The following is an 18,039-nucleotide window of genomic DNA, read 5'->3' as shown; positions in this document are numbered from 1 at the left end:
TAGACCGACGGAGCATCGCGCCACTGCAAACCGTTCCGCTTGACGTAGATGATCCCACTAAGAACCCGCCGATCATCCACCCTGGGCCTACCCTGAGATTTCCGAAAGTGCGGTCGAAGACGCTCCATCTGCGCCTCCGTCAACCAGTGGTAGTCGCTCATGCTGCCCCCATTGTTTGGCAGCGTGAAGCACGATCGTCCAACGGGCTCAAGAAGGTTTATGGGTCCTGACCCTAGAACCAGATTCTAGATGGAACCCATACCGATAGCGGAGTGCCCCTTCACCGCCCCATGGCTCACCACCGCCTGCCCATTAAGCACATAGCCCGATGGCCGGACCTCCGCGTGATGATGAAGCACGGCCGACTACAGCGCCACACTCGTCGCCTGCCCGCGACCCAGCCGGTCATGCCTCACCCGATGGCTGCCGAAGGAGTTGGCCCCGCTGGAAAGGTGCCCCGGTCGGGCTGCGCGAGGCAATAGATGGCCTCGTAGGTTTCAGGGTTCGGGATTTCTTCCAGGTCGTCGAGGAAATTGCCCCACAGGCCGGCGACAGCCTCCACATTGCGTTCCGAATGGTCTTCCGATTCAAGATAGGCGATCACGTAGCCGAGGCCGGTGGAACGATTTCCGACCACGGAGAGATGAAGTAGGCCATCAATGCGCCTCAGGTTCCCCTCGGTCCGTAGCAGATGGTGAATCGCGCCATCGACAGCCTCCGGCTTTACCTTGAATGGCGTGATACGTACGAACATCTGTATTTCCGCTCCCTGCGGCGGCACCGCTTCCCTGTCCGGGGTAGTTTGGGCAAAGGCTACGGCCACTTGCTTGAGGCGAGGTTAACGCGCGCCGGCCCGGCATCTGTCCGGCGAAGGCACTTGCGGAGCCGCGACCCGCCCCCTAGATTCCCGACGCAACGAAGAAAGGACTTGCCCATGGCCATCGAGGCCCAGGAAATCGAGGACCTCATCCGTGCCGCCTTTCCGGACGCGCGGATCACCATCACTGACCTTGCGGGAGACGGAAACCACTATGCAGCCGAGGTGATCGACGAATCCTTTCGCGGGCAGAACCGGGTGCAGCAGCAACGTGCTGTCTATGCCGCGCTGAAGGGCAAGATGGATGGGAACCAGGGTGAATTGCACGCCCTCGCGCTGACCACGAAAGCGCCGGAATAGTCCACGAGGCCCCTCCACTGGCGCTGTCATCGCGTTGTCCCTGCCCAACGCAGGTCGCAATTTGCATTGCCGCGGCGCCCCACCATGCCTATTTGACACCAAACCGCCGTTCCGCCCAGGCAGGATCACAGGTCCGGTCGTGGCACCCCGAAGGCAGGTGGCACTGGATACGACAGACGGCGGAACGCAACACCGGGAATGCTGGCCTACATGGGACAGCGTCCGCCGCGAGCAAGATGAAACAGGGCGCTTCGGCGCAACACGAGGAAACCAGAGATGAGCGACGCAAAGACCCGTATCGACGAAACCGTGAAAGCAAACGACGTGGTTCTCTACATGAAGGGCACGAAGATGGCGCCGCAGTGCGGCTTTTCCCAGCGCGTTGCCGGTGTGCTGAACTTCATGGGCGTCGATTTCGCTGACGTGAATGTTCTGGCCGACGATGAGATCCGTCAGGGGATTAAGGAGTACTCCGACTGGCCGACCATCCCGCAGCTCTATGTCAAGGGGGAGTTCGTCGGCGGTTGTGACATCATCACGGAAATGACGCTCTCGGGAGAATTGGACAAACTCTTCGAGGACAATGGCGTGACCTACAACAAGGATGCCGCCGACAAGATCCGGGAAGCAAACAACTGACCCTAACGGGTCGAGACCGGTAAACGAACTAGAAGGGCGTCCGCATTTCGGCGCCCTTTTTTTGCTTTGAGAGACCGCCACAGTAGTCACCGATCGGCGGCAAATCCGGGAACCGGGAGCCGGGCGCTCGAATTGCGCTCCTGATCGGCCTTCCCGCCTGCCTTTGCACGCCTTCGAGACGAAACCCAGAACACCGAACTAGCCGGTTGGCCGCGCGATATCGAGCCAATCGATGAGGATGGCAGGACATCTGTCGCCCACCAAGAGCAATGCCGAAAAAGATCGAACGACCGGCCGCGATTGACCAGCCCAACCGCATGCTTGCCGGACGTCACACTTCGGTCCCGACATAGGCGATCACGGCGGATCAGTGCCAAGTGGGAAAGCCGCTGCGCCCTAGCCCGCAGTTTTTTCCTCGGCCAACGCCGCAATGGCTTCCGCGCGGGCGGCAAGTTCTGCGAGGTTGTCGGACACAGAGCTCGGGATCACGGGCACTTCGACCTTCTCCGGCTCCGGTGTCGGCGCCGCGCGCATCTCCTCGATCAACCGCTCCTGCCGGGCGAGTTGCTCTTCGACCGAATTCACCTTTTCCTCGTAGGCGGCTGTTCGGTCGGCGAGCATCAGCCCGGCCATCAGCAGCATCCGCGTTTCCGGCATCCGGCCAATCTGGCTCACCAGCCCCTGCGCCTCACGGTCGAGCATGGCTGCGGCGGAGCGAAGGTATTCTTCCTCCCCGTCCTGGCAGGCCACCCCGAACTCCTTGCCACCGATGGAAATCATCACTTCAGGCATCGCGTTGCTCCTTCACCAGCGGCTCCAGCGCCGCGATCAACCCGTCCAGTTCCGCCCGGTCGGCGTCTCGGCTCTCCGCCTGTGTGTACAATTGCGTCTCCAACTCGTGAATTCGCTCCTGCTGGCGGTCTTTCATCGTCTTCAGCGAATTGACCCGCTCGCGCAATTGCGCACCGGCCGTTGTCTCCGCTTCCAGCGCCTCCTGAAGGCGGCTCACCTCGGCCTCGGCAGCTTCCGCCCGTGTTGCGGCCTCCGCCTCCGCCGCTTGCGCTGCCTCCGCCGACGCACGGGCTTCGGCCAGATCCTGCGCTGGAACGCCCGGTGCGTTCGACGCCGGCTCAAAGGCCTGAACCGCCCGCCCAATACGCTCCATGGCCGAGCTGATCCTGTTCTCCAGGTCGGAAATCTCGCTCATGCCGCTCTCCCCAAAGGTCTTTTCGTTTTTCCTTGATTGGCGCTCCACAGCCGCGAATCGCCCAACCGCTGCATGGCACACAGTTTAGCAAGGCAGAAAAGGGAATGCGCCCTCTTTATGCTCAGCCACTTAGCACCACTTCTTCATGTTCACGACCTCGCGTCGCGCCGAGCCTTGACGCTACCGCCCCCCCTGCTACACCGCATGGCGGAGAGAGGACGCGCCACCGCCGCTGGCCCGCAGCAAACCGAAAGGAATTTCCGTTGGAAATTGCAGCCCTGAAAAAAGCCCACCCAGATCACTGGCGAAAGGCCTGCGCAATCCGCACGCTGACGCTCGACGCCGTCGCTGCTGCGAACTCCGGCCATTCCGGCATGCCAATGGGCATGGCCGATGTTGCGACCGTTCTCTACGAGAAGCACCTGAAGTTCGACGCTTCGAACCCCGAGTGGCCGGATCGCGACCGCTTCGTGCTTTCGGCGGGGCATGGGTCCATGCTGCTCTACTCGCTGCTGCACCTCACCGGTTCGCCCGACATGACACTTGAGCAGGTGAAGAATTTCCGCCAGCTCGGTTCGATCACAGCCGGCCACCCCGAATACGGTCACGCCCGCGGTGTCGAGGTGACCACGGGTCCGCTCGGCCAGGGCATTGCGACCGCCGTAGGCATGGCCATCGCCGAAGAGCACCTGCGCGCGGTCTGGGGCGAGGAAATCTGCAACCACCACACTTATGTCATCGCCGGTGACGGCTGCCTCATGGAAGGTGTCAGTCAGGAAGCCATCGCTCTGGCCGGTCGCCAGCAGCTTGGCCATCTGATCGTGTTCTGGGACGACAACGGAATCACCATTGACGGCAATGTCGGCCTGTCCGACAGGACAGACCAGCAGGCCCGCTTTGCTGCCTCCGGCTGGCAGGTTCTGACCATCGACGGACATGATCCGGTTGCCATCGACCGCGCCATCACCGCCGCCAAGATGAGCGACCTGCCGACAATGATTGCCTGCAAGACGCATATCGCCCTCGGCTCCGCCGCGCAGGACACGTCCAAGGGGCACGGGGCGCTGACAGACGCCCAACTTATCGCCGACACCCGGGCCGTCTACGGCTGGGACCACGGGCCGTTCGAGATTCCCGCGGACGTCAAATCCGCCTGGGAGACCATCGGCGCACGCGGCGCTGCCGAACGCAAGGCGTGGGAAGGCCGGCTTGCCGGTCTGGAGGCGTCCGCCAAGGCCGAGTTCGAGCGCGCGCAGGCCGGAGAGCTGCCTGCCTCGCTGTCGGTGGCAATCGTCGCCCACAAGGAGAAAGTCTCCGCCGATCAGCCCAAGGTCGCGACCCGCAAGGCCTCCGAGATGGCGCTGACGGTGATCAACCCCATCCTGACTGAGACCCTCGGCGGATCTGCCGACCTGACCGGCTCGAACAACACCAAGACCGCAGATCTCGGCGTTTTCGACAACAACAACCGCGCCGGTCGCTACATCTACTATGGCATCCGCGAGCACGGGATGTCGGCGGCCATGAACGGCATGCAGTTGCACGGCGGGGTGCGCCCTTATGGCGGCACTTTCATGTGCTTCGTGGACTATGCCCGCCCGGCCATGCGGCTTGCGGCGCTGATGGGCATTCCGGTGACCTATGTCATGACACATGACTCCATCGGTCTCGGCGAAGATGGTCCGACGCACCAACCCGTCGAACACCTCGCTCTGATGCGCGCCACGCCGAACACGCTGGTGCTCCGTCCCGCCGACGCGGTGGAGACCGCCGAAGCCTGGCAAATCGCGCTGGAGCAGAAAAAGACGCCTTCTGTCCTCGCGCTTTCCCGCCAGGGCCTGCCGACCGTGCGCACCGAGCATACGGCGGAGAACCTGACCTCGAAAGGTGCATACATCCTTGCGGAGGCCGAGGCTAAGCGGCAGGTCATTCTTATGGCCAGCGGCTCCGAAGTGGCGGTGGCGCTTGAAGCCCGCGAGATGCTTGAAAAGGACGGCATCGGCACGCGCGTGATCTCTGTGCCCTGCATGGAGCTTTTTGCACAGCAATCGGAAGCCTATCGCAAGAAGCTTCTGCCCGGCACCAACGTGCGGGTGGCGATCGAGGCCGGCGTGCGCCAGGGTTGGGATGCACTTCTGATGGGCGAGCGTGGCCGTGCCGCAAAGTCCGATTTCGTCGGCATGAGCACGTTCGGCGCGTCCGCGCCGGCCGGCACCTTGTTCGAGCACTTTGGCATCACGGCAGAAGCCACGGTGAAGAAGGCCAAGGCCCTGCTCTGAGCCCCCGGCGCTCCATCTCCAGTATCAAAGGCCGCGCCCCAAAGCGCGGCCTTTTTTTTCGGACAGGGCCCGGATTCCATCATCGGCAAATTCTCTGCCCGCCCACCTCGAATGCCAACACTCGTCCTTCCGTGCCAACTGCTAGTGATCCAGGGACGGCGCAATAACACACGAACTCCGTCGCTGGTGCGCAGACGCAATGGCGCAAGGGTCCACCTCGCGTGCACCACCGGCCACCAACACAAACCGGGGTCGAAGCACACACTGTCCCGTCGTGCAAAGAGCCGCTCACCCCTAGCACCGGCACGCGGGACGCGTGCCTGGCCCAACGCTTTGGGACGCATCTCTGATGCGGCAGAAAGTGGCGGGAGCCCCCGGCCTCAGGTTTTCGACCCGAACATCTCGGCGACGGGACTGATCACATGGGTCACCAGTGGAACGATCATCAACCCGATTGCCAGGCCGAACACACCATCCAGAAACGCCGTCGTGGTCCAGGCCAAAAATCCTGCCCAGTCTTCGGGCACACCTTGCGCAACCGCATGGGCCACGTCGTGAATCCAATGCCCGATGGCACCAAACCCGATCACTTCGAGACTGTGTACGATAATGCTGCCTCCGACCCACAGCATTGCGGCCGTGCCTACGATGGTCAGGAGTTTCATGAACCCCGGCATGCCCCGCACAATGCCACGTCCGATGGCGCGCGTGACCCCGAGCCGTCCCTTCTGGGCCATCAGGAGCCCGATATCGTCCGCCTTCACGATCAGGGCCACCGACCCGTAGACCAGAGCCGTGATCCCGACGGCCACAATCGCAAGCGTCAACGCCTCCTCGACGAACCCCGAGTCCGGGATGGCCGACAGCGCGATGGTCATAATCTCCGCCGACAGGATGAAATCGGTCTTGATCGCACCGGCGATACGGGATTGCTCCAGTCTCATCGCATCCATGGGCTCGGCCGCATGATCGTCATGGGTGTCGTGCGGCCAGATCCAATGCAGGATCTTCTCGGCGCCTTCGAAACAGAGGTATCCGCCACCCAGCATCAGCAGCGGCGCAATCAGCCAGGGCGCAAAGGTGCTCAAGAGCAAGGCCGCGGGCAACAGCACGAGCATCTTGTTGCGGATCGAGCCCATCGCGATCCGACCAACAATCGGCAACTCCCGCGCCGCCGGAAATCCCATCGTGTATTTTGGCGTGACTGCAGCGTCATCGATGACCGCGCCCGCGGCCTTGGCCCCGGCCTTGACCGCGTCGTCGATCACACCGCCGGCCACCTTTGCCGTGGTCTTGGCCGCCTGCCCCGCCACGTCGTCGATCGACGCCGCCGCCACCTTTGCCAGCGCGGCAATGTCGTCCAGAAGGGCCAGCAATCCACTCATCTCGAACACTCCAAAAGCACTGCTCTTCCCGGAGCCTATCGGTCCGGCCGTCACAGGCCAAGCGCCACGTCGGGTCCGACCACAGCCCCCACATCCCGCCGGGCCTTCTTCCCGCGCAGCAAACCCACTACACAGGATGAAAATGCCCTATGGCCGGATCCGTGCTCATGTCTCACCGCTCCTGGATGATCCTCGCTGCTCTCGTCGCAGCCCTCATCGCGCTCGACCTCGCCATGGGCTGGGAGCTGCACATCTTCCTCGGAAAGCGGTTTGCCGACCTGATTGACTGGCTCGCATTCTGGCACTGAAAAAGGGTGTCGGGCCGATCAGGTCCCGCGGATCCCTTCGAGTTTTTCGTGCAGGGACATCTTTACCGCCGGTGTCACGAAAGACGAGACGTCGCCGCCAAGCCGCGCGATCTCCTTCACCAGCTTGGACGCAATTGCCTGATGCTGAGCCTCGGCCATCAGGAACACGGTCTCGATGGAATCGTTCAGGCGCCGGTTCATGCCGACCATCTGGAATTCATACTCGAAATCGGCAACCGCACGCAGACCGCGAATGATGACCCCTGCGCCCACATCGCGGGCGCAATCGATCAACAGGTTCTCGAAGGGGTGGGCGACTATTTCGCACCCGGTCTGGGCAGAAATCGCAGCGCATTCAGCCTCGATCATCGCCACCCGCTCTTCCAGCGAGAACATCGGCCCCTTGTCGCGGTTGATTGCAACCCCGATCACCAGCCGGTCAACGAGCGCTGTTGCGCGCCGAATGATATCCATGTGCCCCAGGGTCACGGGATCGAACGTCCCCGGGTAAAGGCCAATGCGCATGGGTCGCCCTCCTTGCTCCAGGCCACGCAACATTATTGCGCCACTCTTTGCAAGCGACACAGGCACAGCACCCGCATTCTGCGCCGCAGCGCATTGCCGCAGCCACAGGATGCGCCCACATTTTGCCACGCCGGATGCGCGGGTCGCTCACGCGGTATTCGATATCGTCTCCACCGAAAGGCAGCATAGCGCCGAAAAGGCGCAGTCACGCAGGACTACCCGCTCAATGCCCCATGATCATTCCTTCAAGGGCATCCTTCTCCATGGCAAGCTCCGTCAGGCGGGCCTTCACAACGTCGCCAAGGGTGATCAGGCCGACCATTTCGCCGTCGTCGACCACCGGCATGTGCCGGAACCGACCTTCTGTCATCCGGCTCAGAACCGATTCGGCGGTCTCTGACAACTCGCAGGTCTCGATCGATCCCGTCATCATGTCGTCGACCTTCTCCGCCATGCAGACGGCGCCGCGCTTGCCCAGTTCCCGGACGATATCGCGCTCCGACAGGATCCCCACGAAGCGCTTGCCGTCGGCAGAAATCACCACCGACCCGATCCGCTTCTCCGACAACACCTGAGAGGCCTCCTCGACGCTCGCCCCCGGTGCGATGGTAATGACCCCATCGGTTCCCTTGGACTTCAAGATCTGCTGGACGATCATGCGATTGGCTCCTCCCGTTATCGAAATGTCTCCGTTGACCCAGCGTCCTCCGAGGGGACCGCATCTGTCAATCCTTCCCGCACCTTCGCCATCTGCCGCCGCATACCCTCGACCAGCAGATCGGAGAATTGCGACAGCCGCCGGACACGGGCGTCGTCTGCATGGCGGATCAGGTAGAAACTCCGTTTGAGCGCAAAGGCCTCCGGCAGGACACGCTGCATCGCGCTGTCGCCCACCAGGGCGAAATCGTGCACCACGGCGAGGCCCGCACCTTGCCGGACCATGTGGTACTGGACCGCCACGGAGTTGCTCGCCATGCGCGGGCGCTCCACGCCAAGATCTCCAAGGTAGTCCAGTTCCTTGTCGAAGATCATCTCCGGAATGTAGCCAACCAGACGATGCCCGCGCAGATCCTCCTGCCGGGCGATGCGATCGGCCTTCGCCAAGTAGGTCTTGGCCGCGGCAAGGACCAGTTGGTAATCGACCACTTTCTGAACCGTCAGGCGGCCGGCCGTCGGGGCGCTGACACCGATGGCCATATCCGCTTCCCGTCGGTTCAGGTTGAATACCCGGGGCAGCGCCACGACCTGCACCTCCAGACCGGGATGGGCATCGACAATCGGCGCAAGGACCTGTGGCAGCAGGAAGTTGGCACAACCATCCGGTGCACCAATCCGAACGGTGCCACTCAGCCGATCCCCCTGCCCGCGCACCGCGTCCTGGGCCACTGTTACCGCCTGCTCCGCCTCCTCCGCATGGGGCATCAGGCGTTCGCCCGCCCCGGTCAGCGCGTAGCCCTGCGGGGATTTCAGAAACAGCGGCGCGCCCAGCGCCTCTTCCAGCCGCGCGATGCGTCGGCCAGCGGTCGCCGGATCGAGCTTCAGTGCCGTTCCCGCACCCGACAGGCTGCCCTGCCGCGCGACGGCAAGAAACACGCGCAGATCGTCCCAACTTGGTGTCACGGCGCCCCCTTGCAAAAATGCAAAACCCTTTTGGCAATCTGCCGCTTCTCCGGGCATCTGCGCAAGGCTATTGTGCGCGCAACACTTCAGGGAGAGCACTCATGCAAGACATCGGTCATTTCATTGACGGCGCGCTGGTCGCCGGCGCCTCCGGCCGCACCGCGGACGTATTCAACCCCGCCACCGGCGAGGTCCAGGCCAAGGTCGCGCTTGCCAGCAAGGACGAGGTCGATGCCGCAATCGCCAAGGCCGCCGCGGCACAGCCGGCCTGGGGCGCAACCAACCCGCAGAAACGTGCCCGCGTGATGATGAAGTTCGTGGCCCTTCTGAACCGCGACATGGACAAGCTGGCAGAGGCACTCTCCCGCGAGCACGGCAAGACCTTCGTGGATGCCAAGGGCGACGTTCAGCGTGGCCTCGAGGTCATCGAGTTCTGTATCGGTGCGCCTCATCTGCTCAAAGGCGAGTTCACGGACAGCGCCGGCCCCGGCATCGACATGTACTCCCTGCGCCAACCGCTGGGCGTCGTGGCCGGCATCACGCCATTCAACTTCCCGGCCATGATCCCGATGTGGAAGATGGGTCCGGCTCTGGCATGTGGCAACGCCTTCATCCTGAAGCCGTCGGAGCGTGACCCGTCCGTGCCGCTCATGCTGGCCGAACTGCTGAAGGAAGCCGGTCTGCCAGACGGATTGTTGCAGGTCGTCAATGGCGACAAGGAAGCCGTGGACGCGATCCTCGACAACGAGACCATTCAGGCCATCGGCTTCGTCGGCTCCACCCCGATCGCGCACTACATCTACTCGCGTGGCTGCGCCAACGGGAAGCGCGTTCAGTGCTTCGGCGGTGCCAAGAACCACATGATCATCATGCCCGACGCCGATATGGACCAGGCCGCCGATGCGCTGGTGGGCGCCGGCTATGGCGCTGCCGGAGAGCGTTGCATGGCAATCTCCGTGGCCGTGCCGGTGGGCGACGAGACTGCCGACCGCCTGATCGAAAAGCTGGTGCCGCGCGTCGAGGCGCTCAAGGTCGGCCCGTACACTGCGGGCGACGACGTGGATTTCGGCCCGGTTGTAACCGCCGCGGCCAAGCAGAACATCCACCGGCTGGTCGAAACCGGTGTCCAGCAGGGCGCCAAACTGGTCGTCGACGGGCGGGACTTCTCGCTTCAGGGCTACGAGGACGGTTTCTTCGTCGGCGCCCACCTGTTCGACCACGTCACCCCCGACATGGATATCTATAAGACGGAAATCTTCGGACCGGTTCTGTCCACTGTGCGTGCCAAGACCTACGAGGAAGCCATCGGCCTCGCCATGGATCACGAATACGGAAACGGAACCGCAATCTTCACCCGCGACGGCGACACCGCCCGCGATTTCGCCAACCGTATCAACATCGGCATGGTCGGCGTGAACGTCCCGATCCCGGTGCCGCTGGCCTACCACACCTTCGGCGGTTGGAAGAAATCCGGTTTCGGCGACCTGAACCAGCACGGGCCGGACAGCTTCAAGTTCTATACCCGGACCAAGACCGTTACTGCCCGCTGGCCCTCCGGCATCAAGGAAGGTGGGGAGTTCTCGATCCCTGTGATGGAGTAAGCTACGTCTGACGCCCCAAGGGAAAACCCGGTCCTCGTGGCCGGGTTTTCTGTTTGATGAACCGTGATGCGCTCCGATCCGGCCGCCGTGGCAGATACGCCCGGGCGGCGGCTACGCCTCCAGCGCCTCCCGGATTTCCACGCTGTGGGCGTCGACGTCGTGCAGCCGCTCGTAGGCAGCCCGCCCGTTGCGGGCAATCTGGGTCCGGGCCTCGTCGTTCGCTGCGTAGTACCGGATCTTGTCGACCATCTCGTCGAGCGTGTCGAAACTCACGTAGTCCTGATCCTCCACCAATGGCGCGCGCAGCCGCAGGGGTCGGATCGAAGGGGTAGAGAGCGCAAAAGCCCCGGCCCAGAACAGTTCCAGGTGGCGGAAGGTAAACGGGCCCATCCCTTCCAGCGCCAGGTTCACCTTCGTCTGCAGCATGATTTCCCGGTACTGGTCACGCCCGATCTGCTCCGTCAGAAGGTCGGGCGGCACGTCGTGCCCCGTCTTTGGCAAGATCCCCCCGACCGCGTTCACCCCCTCGGCCGCGACGATCTTCGCCCAGACGTCCTGCCGCGGAATCTCGGGCGTGTTCTGCACGGTACCGATGAAGAACACGTCAAGCACCTTCGGCATGTCCCACGCATAACGCTTCAGCGGCCGCACCCGGTTGCGGGCAGGCATCCGCCAACTCATTGTCGCCATCGGGTTCGAAAGGTGCGTGGGCACGATCTTCGCCCGGTTGGCCTCCGAGATCGCGTAGCGCTCCAGATCGGCAAAGGGTTCCCGTTTGAAGATCACCTTGAAACGGTCAAGGACGGGGTCCTCCCCCATGATCTCCGGCTGGGCATTGCCAATGAACAGCGACACAGGCTGCGGAAACATGTCAAATACACGCGCGTCTGCCGTATCGCCCCGCCAGGGCACGCCGGACTTGCCGTTCACCACCACCGCGTCGAACCGCTTCAGCCGGTCCCGGGGCATGGCCTGCACCTCCGCCCAGGTGCGGCGGGTCACATCGCAGGCCTGATGCAGGCTCGCCTCGAAGAACCCCTCCTGCCCATCCACGAAACCGATGCTCCAACGGTGCAGCTTCTTCACGACACTGCGGCCGGACCGGTCCCGGATGATGTAGAGAAGGCGCATCGCTGGCTCCCGTGGTTGCTATCCTGCGGTCGCATGCAGGGCCAGCGCGGTCAAGGCTGGCCAGCGGCTGGACAGGGACAGCGACACAGCGCAGATTGTGCCGATGCCAGTACGCATTGTCCCTCACGACCCACGCTGGACGGAGGCTTTCGCGAGCGAAGCGTGCGCGTTGCGGCGCGCGCTCGGCCCGACAGCATCAGGCATTCACCACATTGGCAGCACCGCGATTCCCGGCATCCGGGCGAAACCCATCATCGATATCCTGATCGAGACGCCCGCGCTCGACGAACTGGCGAGCCGCACGTCCGGGATGCGTGCGCTCGGCTACGAAGCCATGGGCGCATTCGGCATTCCCGGCCGCCTCTACTATCGCAAGGAGACGCCGGACGGTGTGCGGACGCATCACGTGCATGCCTTCGCGCAGGGGTCCGAACACGCCCGGCGTCACCTCGCCTTTCGAGACTACCTGATCGCCCATCCCGAGATTGCCCGCACCTATTCGGATCTGAAAGTGGCGCTGACACAGGGCGGAACGACCAATGCCGATGCCTACATAGACGGCAAGGATCCGTTCATCCAGCGTACCGAGCGCGAGGCACTGGCCTGGTGGTTGGCCAGTCGCCGCTGACCGACTCCGTGCAGGAAGCACGGTGCAGGTCGCACCATGACCGGAGGCGCGACCGGGGCGCAGCCCTTACCCCTCCAGATCGTCCAGTCGAACCGGTGTGTTGGCGGCAACCGCAACCTTGAGGCGCCGCCCAATCACGTCGCCGAGGTGCTTTGGTGCGGCGCCATACCCCGGACGCACGCTGCGCACGGCCTCGGCGGGCACGACCGCGCCCGCAGGCAGATCCTGGACGAAATAGAGCGAACGGCGGAACTGCACGTTGCCTGTCTCGCTCGACTTGCGGCCGTAGTCCACCTTGCCGACCGCTTCCCACGCGGTGCGAGCGCCCGTGCAAAGCGCCGCGACCTCCAGCGGTTCAAGCGAGAAGCTGTCGTCCGGCCCGCCGCCAGCCCGATCCAGTGTCATGTGCTTCTCGATGATCGCTGCACCGAGCGCGACCGAGGCAATGGCCGTCGTGTTGTCCAGCGTGTGGTCGGACAAGCCAGTCACCAGCCCGAAGCGGCTCGCCATGTCGGGGATGGTGGCCAGATTGTAGTCCCCGGCAGGCGCCGGGTAGCCGCTCACGCAATGCAGGATCGCGAGGTCCTTGCATCCGCCGTCACGGGCTGCCGCAACGGCCTCTGCGATCTCGTCTGCATCCGCCATGCCCGTGGAGATGATCATCGGCTTTCCGGTACCAGCGACATAGCGAATGAGCGGCAGATCCACGGCTTCGAAACTGGCGATCTTGTAGGCCGGCGCGCCAAGATCCTCGAGAAGATCCACGGCGGTAAAATCGAAAGGCGAACTGAAGAGCGGAATGCCGCGTTTGCGTGCATGGTTGAACATCGCCGCATGCCAATCCCAGGGTGTGTGGGCCCATTCGTATAGGTCATGTAATGTGTGCCCGTCCCAAAGTCCGCCCGATATGGTGAACTCGGGCGCATCGCTCTTCAGCGTGATCGTGTCGGCCGTGTAGGTCTGGATCTTGACCGCATCGGCACCGGCGGCGGCAGCGCGGTCGATGATCTCCAGAGCTGTCTCCAGCTTGCCGTTGTGATTGGCCGAGAGCTCGGCGATGACGTAGGGCGGGTGGCCAGCGCCAATCTTGCGGCCGGCGATGCTGATCTCAGCCATGGGTGTTGTCCTCAACGGGGGTCGGCTCGACGACGAGCGGCAGGTGATAGGTCATATAGGTGCCGTCGGCCAAGTCGTCACGGTAGCCGGCAGCCTCGAACAGCGCGCGCGAGGCCGCGTTGTCTCTGTGTACCTCCGCACGAAGAGCACGATACCCCAGAGCGCGCGCTGCCGGGCGCGCGAGGTCGAGCAGCCGCGCGCCAACACCCTGCCCTTGCCGCGCATCGGCAACGAGGATGGACACCAGCGCGCAATCCGATGTGTTGTCGACCCGGTCGAGGCGCAGATGGGCAGCCGGGCAACCGTCGATATCGGCCATGTAGAGCGCCCGCGATTTCTCCGCGAGCGCCCGTTCGAACCATGCGATGTGATCGGCAAGCGGCGTCTCGCCGTCTGAACGGAAGGCACGCGGGTCAAGGGCGCGGCGCCATTGCCAGACGGTCTTTGCATCGGCCATGGCTGCTGGCCGAAGCTCAAGCGGTGCCGCCTCCAACGCCGCGACGACCCTGTCCGCACCCCGCCCATCGACCAGTGCCGCTGACCGTTCCGACATGGCATCGAGACGACCCGGGCGCCCAAGCTCAAACAGCGCTGTCGCCAAACGCTCCGCAACTTGCGGGTCGCCGGCCCGTCCCAGCGGCAGGGCCACGCCTGCCGCGGTCAACGCCCGGGCCGCGGCCTCCTGATTGTCGGCCAGCACCAGCGACAGGGTCGGCAAGCCCATGCAGCAGCGCTCCCACGCGGTTCCGCCGGTCCCGCCGATTGCAAGGTCGGCCTCTTCCATCAAGGTGGCCATATCCGTGACATCCACCAGCACCTTGCAGGGAAATGGCATCGCCGCCGCCTGCGCCCGCACCTGCTCCAACGCCGGGGCAGCCCGCCCCATGACGACTGTCACGCGCATCCCGTTCGGACGTGGCGCACGCGCCAGGCCATCCAGCACCTGCGCCGTGCCGCCGGGAAGGTCGACGCCACCCATGGAGATCATGACATGCCCCAGTCCGCGCCCCTTGCGGGCGGAAAGGCTCGCCTGCCGCAGGCCCGCAAAATCGGGACGCAACAGAGCATATCGCGGCCCGATCATGCGGTGGCAGCCGGCCGGGACAAGTGCGTCATAGCCACCGGGATCAACGCCGAGGTTCTGGTCAAGCAAAAGGTCAGCCCGGTGGCGGCGGTCACGCAGGTCGTCCTGCACCATCAGCCGCGCCCCCTCGGGCACCGCGGCCGCCTGCCAGCGCGCATCCAGCGCATAGTGATCCATGACCACCCAATCCGGCGCGATCCCGGCAAGGCGTGCCGCACTTTCTGCCGCATCCTGCTCCCAGCCGACACCCAGCCAGTCCGAGTGGGCTAGATCGCCCTCCGGCACCGGGTCCGACGGCGCAGGGAGGACATGCAAGGCGAAGCCCTGTCCGGCAATCCGGGCGTTCTGATTTCCGGGCAAGTCACGGCACAGGAAATGGCATCGGTGCCCGCGTTCCCTCAACGCATTTGCCAGCGTCAGCGCACGCATCACATGACCGGATCCTATGGCGAGCGAGGCGTCGCAGCGGAAGCCGATGGTCAGTCCCATCCGCCCGCCTCCAGCGCCCCAAAGAGCACTTCGGCCCGACGCCAGTCCTCCGGCGTGTCGATGTCCTGCACACGGTAGGCAGGCAGTGCCACGCCCGCCGCACCGGGGCCGAAGACCGGAGTCCCCGCCGTCCAGGTCGCCGCCCGCGCCCAGTAGAACTGCCCGGCGTCATGCCAGGCCTCCTCCAGGTCCTGGCTGCGCACGAGCATGTTCGCGGGGTCGATCATCTCGACACTCCCATCCCGGCCCCGTCGGAGCGCACGTTGGATAGGGTATCCGAAACGGGTAACGGCCATGGCATAGCTCGCGCCACGCCCCAGCAGCCGCGCGCCCTCCGCGAGGTCCTCGGGCCGGACAAAGGGTGCCGTGGCATAGAGGCAGCACACCGCCGTATCCGGTGGCAATACCAGAGCCTCTGCCGCCTGGGCAACCACCGGAACCGTCGGCGCATGATCGTCGGCCAGATGCGCGGGCCGGCGAAACGGCACTTCAGCCCCTTCGGCCTCGGCAATGCTGGCAATCTCGTCATCATCGGTCGACACAACGATCCTGTCGAAACAGGCCGCAGCCCGCGCCGCCGCGATGGACCATCCGATCATCGGGCGGCCGTGAAACGTCGCCACGTTCTTGCGCGGGATCCGCTTGGAACCACCCCGCGCCGGAATGACTGCGACTTTCATGGGACCAAGGCCTCGCGCAGGGACGCCACGACCCGGTCCTGGTCGGCTTCGATCAGGCCGGGGTAGAGCGGGATGGAGATTGCCTCTGCGTAGTACCGCTCCGCTTCCGGGAAATCGCCGTCCCCGAAACCGAGTCCGCGATAGTAGGGCTGAAGATGGACCGGTATGTAGTGCAGGTTGACGCCGATCCCGGCATCACGCAGGCGCTCGAACACGGTTCGGTGCGGCGCGGTCTGCGACAGATCCAGCCGAACCACGTAGAGGTGAAAGGCCGAGAGCGTCTCCGCCTGCCGCGCCTGCGCCGTGACCGGCAGCCCCGACAACAGAGAATCGTAGCTGTCGGCCAACACGTTGCGCCGCGCAACGAACGCGCCGAGGCGGTCAAGCTGGCTCAGGCCAAGCGCCGCCTGCATCTCCGTCATCCGGTAGTTCCAGCCCAGTTCGACCATCTGGTAGTACCACGGGCCGTCACTTTCATGGGTCATCAGCGCCGGATCCCGGGTGACCCCGTGGCTGCGCAGAAGCGACATGCGTTGGGCAAGGCCGGGATCGTTTGTCAGCGCCAGACCGCCCTCCGCCGTGGTGACGATCTTCACCGGGTGGAAGGAGAAGACGGTGATGTCGGAATGTGCGCAACTGCCAACCGGCTGCCCCTTGTAGGCGCCGCCGACCGTGTGGCTGGCATCTTCGATGATGCGAAAGCCGAACTCACGCCCGAGCGCGGCGATCTCCGCCGCTGGCGTCGACATGCCACACAGGTGCACAGGGATCACGACCTTTGGTCGCGAGGCCTCGGGCGTCGCTTCAAGTTTTTCCCGCAAAGCTTTGGGGCACATGTTGAAAGTTTCTGGATCAATATCGACGAAATCGACATCTGCGCCGCAGTAGCGCGCGCAATTGGCCGAGGCGACGAAGGTTACGGGAGAGGTCCAGACCACATCCCCCGGCCCCACGTCCAGCGCCGCCACGGCAACATGCAGCGCCGATGTGGCCGAGTTCACGGCAACCGCGTGGGCCGCGCCGACCTTTTTCGCGACGGCCTGTTCGAAGCGCGGAACAACCGGCCCTTGCGTCAGGAAATCGGACCGAAGAACCTCAGTCACCGCGTCGATATCGGCCTGGCTGATCTCCTGGCGTCCGTATGGAATCATCAGATCGCCCCGATCTTCTCGCGGTTCGCCCCGATCCAGGCCTGAAGATCGGCGTCACTCATCCAGTCGGTGTTATTGTCCGAGGAATATACAAAGTCTTCAGGGACTTTCACGCCATCCTTGATGCGCCCTGCATCCTTGTCCCAATCGTGGATTGCCGGCAGAATCTTGTAGTGTTCGGGGTATTCGTAGGTGTGTGGCGCGTCTTCGAGCCCGACCATCTGCTCGTGCACCTTCTCGCCCGGACGGATCCCCACGACCTCCTGCTTCGCTTCCGGCGCGACCACGCGAGCAATATCTGTCACGTTCATCGACGGGATCTTCTTCACGTAGATCTCACCGCCTTCCATGTCCTCGAAGGCGTGCCAGACAAGCTCCACCCCCTGCTCCAGCGAGATCATGAAACGGGTCATCCGCGGGTCGGTGATCGGCAGAACCCCCTTGTCCCGGATCGACAGGAAGAACGGAATGACCGAACCGCGTGACCCCATCACGTTTCCATATCGGACGACAGAGAAGCGCGAGTCGCGCGCCCCGGCATAGGAATTTCCCGCCACGAAGAGCTTGTCGGAGGCCAGTTTCGACGCTCCGTAGAGGTTCACCGGGCTCGATGCCTTGTCGGTGGACAGCGCCACGACGCGCTTCACCTTGCGGTCGATACAGGCGTCGATCAGGTTCATCGCTCCATTCACATTGGTCTTGATGCACTCGAAAGGGTTGTATTCCGCTGTCGGCACGATCTTCGTCGCTGCCGCATGGACCACGTGATCCACCCCGTCGAGGGCGCGGTACAGCCGTTCGCGATCTCGCACGTCGCCGATGAAGAACCGGACACGCGGATCGCCCTGGAACTTCTTGGCCATCTCCCATTGCTTCATCTCGTCACGCGAGAAGATGATGACCTTTTTGGGATTGTAGCGCTCCAACGTCATCGGCACGAAGGCGTGCCCGAAGGAGCCGGTGCCTCCGGTGACCAGAATGGTTGCGTCCTGGAACATGCGCGGGCTCCTTCTCTGCCG

Annotated in this window: 20 protein-coding genes; 6 read left to right on the top strand and 14 right to left on the bottom strand. The window is 63.9% G+C overall.

Translation table 11 applies throughout. From position 1 onward, the window contains the following. Both CLV78_RS15795 and CLV78_RS15790 read right to left on the bottom strand, forming a co-directional pair. Positions 1-161, bottom strand: a 161-nt coding sequence (locus CLV78_RS15795; protein WP_146136706.1) for a transposase, incomplete at its 3' end; no start/stop codon positions are given. 251 nt (positions 162-412) lie between these two features. Then, a complete protein-coding gene (locus CLV78_RS15790) occupies positions 413-754 on the bottom strand; it encodes a hypothetical protein (protein ID WP_106205784.1) in 342 nt (113 codons plus the stop codon). Positions 755-934: 180 nt separating this feature from the next. Here CLV78_RS15790 and CLV78_RS15785 point away from each other — a divergent pair, with 180 nt between their 5' ends. Next, complete coding sequence (locus CLV78_RS15785; RefSeq protein WP_106205783.1) at positions 935-1,177, top strand: BolA/IbaG family iron-sulfur metabolism protein; 243 nt, start codon at positions 935-937, stop codon at positions 1,175-1,177. Positions 1,178-1,453: 276 nt separating this feature from the next. Continuing rightward, positions 1,454-1,816 carry a Grx4 family monothiol glutaredoxin gene (gene grxD, locus CLV78_RS15780; RefSeq protein ID WP_106205782.1) on the top strand — a complete coding sequence of 121 codons (363 nt, stop codon included), beginning with the start codon at positions 1,454-1,456 and terminating at the stop codon, positions 1,814-1,816. A gap of 396 nt (positions 1,817-2,212) precedes the next feature. Here grxD and CLV78_RS15775 read toward each other — a convergent pair whose 3' ends face one another. Continuing rightward, the gene (locus tag CLV78_RS15775) at positions 2,213-2,608 is read right to left on the bottom strand and encodes a cell division protein ZapA (protein WP_106205781.1); all 396 of its coding nucleotides are present in this window, start codon (positions 2,606-2,608) and stop codon (positions 2,213-2,215) included. Beyond that, the gene (locus CLV78_RS15770; protein WP_106205780.1) at positions 2,601-3,023 is read right to left on the bottom strand and encodes a hypothetical protein; all 423 of its coding nucleotides are present in this window, start codon (positions 3,021-3,023) and stop codon (positions 2,601-2,603) included. Before CLV78_RS15770 ends, CLV78_RS15775 begins: the two co-directional genes overlap by 8 nt. A 263-nt stretch (positions 3,024-3,286) precedes the next feature. On the opposite strand from CLV78_RS15770, the gene tkt reads away from it, so the two are divergent. Then, on the top strand, positions 3,287-5,302 hold the full coding sequence (gene tkt, locus CLV78_RS15765) for a transketolase (RefSeq protein WP_106205779.1): 2,016 nt from the start codon (positions 3,287-3,289) through the stop codon (positions 5,300-5,302). A gap of 380 nt (positions 5,303-5,682) precedes the next feature. Here tkt and CLV78_RS15760 read toward each other — a convergent pair whose 3' ends face one another. Continuing rightward, positions 5,683-6,687, bottom strand: a complete 1,005-nt coding sequence (locus CLV78_RS15760) for a DUF808 domain-containing protein (RefSeq protein WP_106205778.1) — start codon at positions 6,685-6,687, stop codon at positions 5,683-5,685. A gap of 167 nt (positions 6,688-6,854) precedes the next feature. Between CLV78_RS15760 and CLV78_RS24185 the strand changes: the two genes are divergently transcribed. After that, positions 6,855-6,995, top strand: a complete 141-nt coding sequence (locus CLV78_RS24185; protein WP_170111670.1) for a hypothetical protein — start codon at positions 6,855-6,857, stop codon at positions 6,993-6,995. Between the two features lie 18 nt (positions 6,996-7,013). Here CLV78_RS24185 and coaD read toward each other — a convergent pair whose 3' ends face one another. The 3 genes from coaD to CLV78_RS15745 form a co-directional block, all read right to left on the bottom strand. Further along, positions 7,014-7,520, bottom strand: coding sequence for a pantetheine-phosphate adenylyltransferase (gene coaD / locus CLV78_RS15755; RefSeq protein ID WP_106205777.1), 507 nt, complete (start codon positions 7,518-7,520; stop codon positions 7,014-7,016). A gap of 223 nt (positions 7,521-7,743) precedes the next feature. Then, a complete protein-coding gene (locus CLV78_RS15750) occupies positions 7,744-8,178 on the bottom strand; it encodes a CBS domain-containing protein (protein WP_106205776.1) in 435 nt (144 codons plus the stop codon). Between the two features lie 17 nt (positions 8,179-8,195). After that, positions 8,196-9,140, bottom strand: coding sequence for a LysR family transcriptional regulator (locus CLV78_RS15745; RefSeq protein ID WP_106205803.1), 945 nt, complete (start codon positions 9,138-9,140; stop codon positions 8,196-8,198). Between the two features lie 101 nt (positions 9,141-9,241). On the opposite strand from CLV78_RS15745, the gene CLV78_RS15740 reads away from it, so the two are divergent. Beyond that, positions 9,242-10,741 carry a CoA-acylating methylmalonate-semialdehyde dehydrogenase gene (locus CLV78_RS15740; RefSeq protein WP_106205775.1) on the top strand — a complete coding sequence of 500 codons (1,500 nt, stop codon included), beginning with the start codon at positions 9,242-9,244 and terminating at the stop codon, positions 10,739-10,741. A gap of 111 nt (positions 10,742-10,852) precedes the next feature. Here CLV78_RS15740 and CLV78_RS15735 read toward each other — a convergent pair whose 3' ends face one another. Beyond that, a complete protein-coding gene (locus tag CLV78_RS15735; protein ID WP_106205774.1) occupies positions 10,853-11,872 on the bottom strand; it encodes a glycosyltransferase in 1,020 nt (339 codons plus the stop codon). A 103-nt stretch (positions 11,873-11,975) separates the two neighbouring features. Between CLV78_RS15735 and CLV78_RS15730 the strand changes: the two genes are divergently transcribed. Next, positions 11,976-12,500, top strand: a complete 525-nt coding sequence (locus tag CLV78_RS15730) for a GrpB family protein (protein ID WP_106205773.1) — start codon at positions 11,976-11,978, stop codon at positions 12,498-12,500. 66 nt (positions 12,501-12,566) lie between these two features. Here the strand turns inward: CLV78_RS15730 and pseI are convergent, their stop codons facing one another. From pseI to pseB, 5 genes are read right to left on the bottom strand one after another with little or no spacing between them, the layout of a single operon-like run. Next, positions 12,567-13,616 (bottom strand): pseudaminic acid synthase, encoded by a 1,050-nt coding sequence (pseI, locus tag CLV78_RS15725; protein ID WP_106205772.1) that lies wholly within the window; start codon positions 13,614-13,616, stop codon positions 12,567-12,569. After that, entirely contained in the window at positions 13,609-15,189 is a 1,581-nt protein-coding gene (gene pseG / locus CLV78_RS15720) for a UDP-2,4-diacetamido-2,4,6-trideoxy-beta-L-altropyranose hydrolase (protein WP_158263555.1), read from the bottom strand. Before pseG ends, pseI begins: the two co-directional genes overlap by 8 nt. Next, positions 15,180-15,869: a pseudaminic acid cytidylyltransferase gene (gene pseF, locus CLV78_RS15715; protein ID WP_106205771.1), complete on the bottom strand. Its 690-nt coding sequence runs from the start codon at positions 15,867-15,869 to the stop codon at positions 15,180-15,182. Before pseF ends, pseG begins: the two co-directional genes overlap by 10 nt. Then, a complete protein-coding gene (gene pseC / locus CLV78_RS15710; RefSeq protein ID WP_106205770.1) occupies positions 15,866-17,020 on the bottom strand; it encodes a UDP-4-amino-4,6-dideoxy-N-acetyl-beta-L-altrosamine transaminase in 1,155 nt (384 codons plus the stop codon). Before pseC ends, pseF begins: the two co-directional genes overlap by 4 nt. Beyond that, positions 17,020-18,018: a UDP-N-acetylglucosamine 4,6-dehydratase (inverting) gene (gene pseB / locus CLV78_RS15705; RefSeq protein ID WP_106205769.1), complete on the bottom strand. Its 999-nt coding sequence runs from the start codon at positions 18,016-18,018 to the stop codon at positions 17,020-17,022. Before pseB ends, pseC begins: the two co-directional genes overlap by 1 nt. Between the last annotated feature and the right edge of the window lie 21 nt (positions 18,019-18,039).

It is taken from the genome of Aliiruegeria haliotis, from assembly GCF_003003255.1.
GTDB lineage: Bacteria > Pseudomonadota > Alphaproteobacteria > Rhodobacterales > Rhodobacteraceae > Tropicimonas > Tropicimonas haliotis.
The sequence above is the reverse complement of the archived record's forward strand: the minus strand, read 5'-3'. Positions and strand labels throughout refer to the sequence as shown.

Coding starts and splice junctions, on each gene's coding strand:
- CLV78_RS15760 (WP_106205778.1), bottom strand. CDS start 6,687: ATGAGTGGATTGCTGGCCCTTCTGGACGACATTGCCGCGCTGGCAAAG.
- CLV78_RS15740 (WP_106205775.1), top strand. CDS start 9,242: ATGCAAGACATCGGTCATTTCATTGACGGCGCGCTGGTCGCCGGCGCC.
- pseF (WP_106205771.1), bottom strand. CDS start 15,869: ATGAAAGTCGCAGTCATTCCGGCGCGGGGTGGTTCCAAGCGGATCCCG.
- pseB (WP_106205769.1), bottom strand. CDS start 18,018: ATGTTCCAGGACGCAACCATTCTGGTCACCGGAGGCACCGGCTCCTTC.
- CLV78_RS15750 (WP_106205776.1), bottom strand. CDS start 8,178: ATGATCGTCCAGCAGATCTTGAAGTCCAAGGGAACCGATGGGGTCATT.
- pseG (WP_158263555.1), bottom strand. CDS start 15,189: ATGGGACTGACCATCGGCTTCCGCTGCGACGCCTCGCTCGCCATAGGA.
- CLV78_RS15730 (WP_106205773.1), top strand. CDS start 11,976: ATGCCAGTACGCATTGTCCCTCACGACCCACGCTGGACGGAGGCTTTC.
- CLV78_RS15785 (WP_106205783.1), top strand. CDS start 935: ATGGCCATCGAGGCCCAGGAAATCGAGGACCTCATCCGTGCCGCCTTT.
- coaD (WP_106205777.1), bottom strand. CDS start 7,520: ATGCGCATTGGCCTTTACCCGGGGACGTTCGATCCCGTGACCCTGGGG.
- CLV78_RS15790 (WP_106205784.1), bottom strand. CDS start 754: ATGTTCGTACGTATCACGCCATTCAAGGTAAAGCCGGAGGCTGTCGAT.
- CLV78_RS15775 (WP_106205781.1), bottom strand. CDS start 2,608: ATGCCTGAAGTGATGATTTCCATCGGTGGCAAGGAGTTCGGGGTGGCC.
- CLV78_RS15770 (WP_106205780.1), bottom strand. CDS start 3,023: ATGAGCGAGATTTCCGACCTGGAGAACAGGATCAGCTCGGCCATGGAG.
- CLV78_RS24185 (WP_170111670.1), top strand. CDS start 6,855: ATGTCTCACCGCTCCTGGATGATCCTCGCTGCTCTCGTCGCAGCCCTC.
- pseC (WP_106205770.1), bottom strand. CDS start 17,020: ATGATTCCATACGGACGCCAGGAGATCAGCCAGGCCGATATCGACGCG.
- grxD (WP_106205782.1), top strand. CDS start 1,454: ATGAGCGACGCAAAGACCCGTATCGACGAAACCGTGAAAGCAAACGAC.
- pseI (WP_106205772.1), bottom strand. CDS start 13,616: ATGGCTGAGATCAGCATCGCCGGCCGCAAGATTGGCGCTGGCCACCCG.
- CLV78_RS15735 (WP_106205774.1), bottom strand. CDS start 11,872: ATGCGCCTTCTCTACATCATCCGGGACCGGTCCGGCCGCAGTGTCGTG.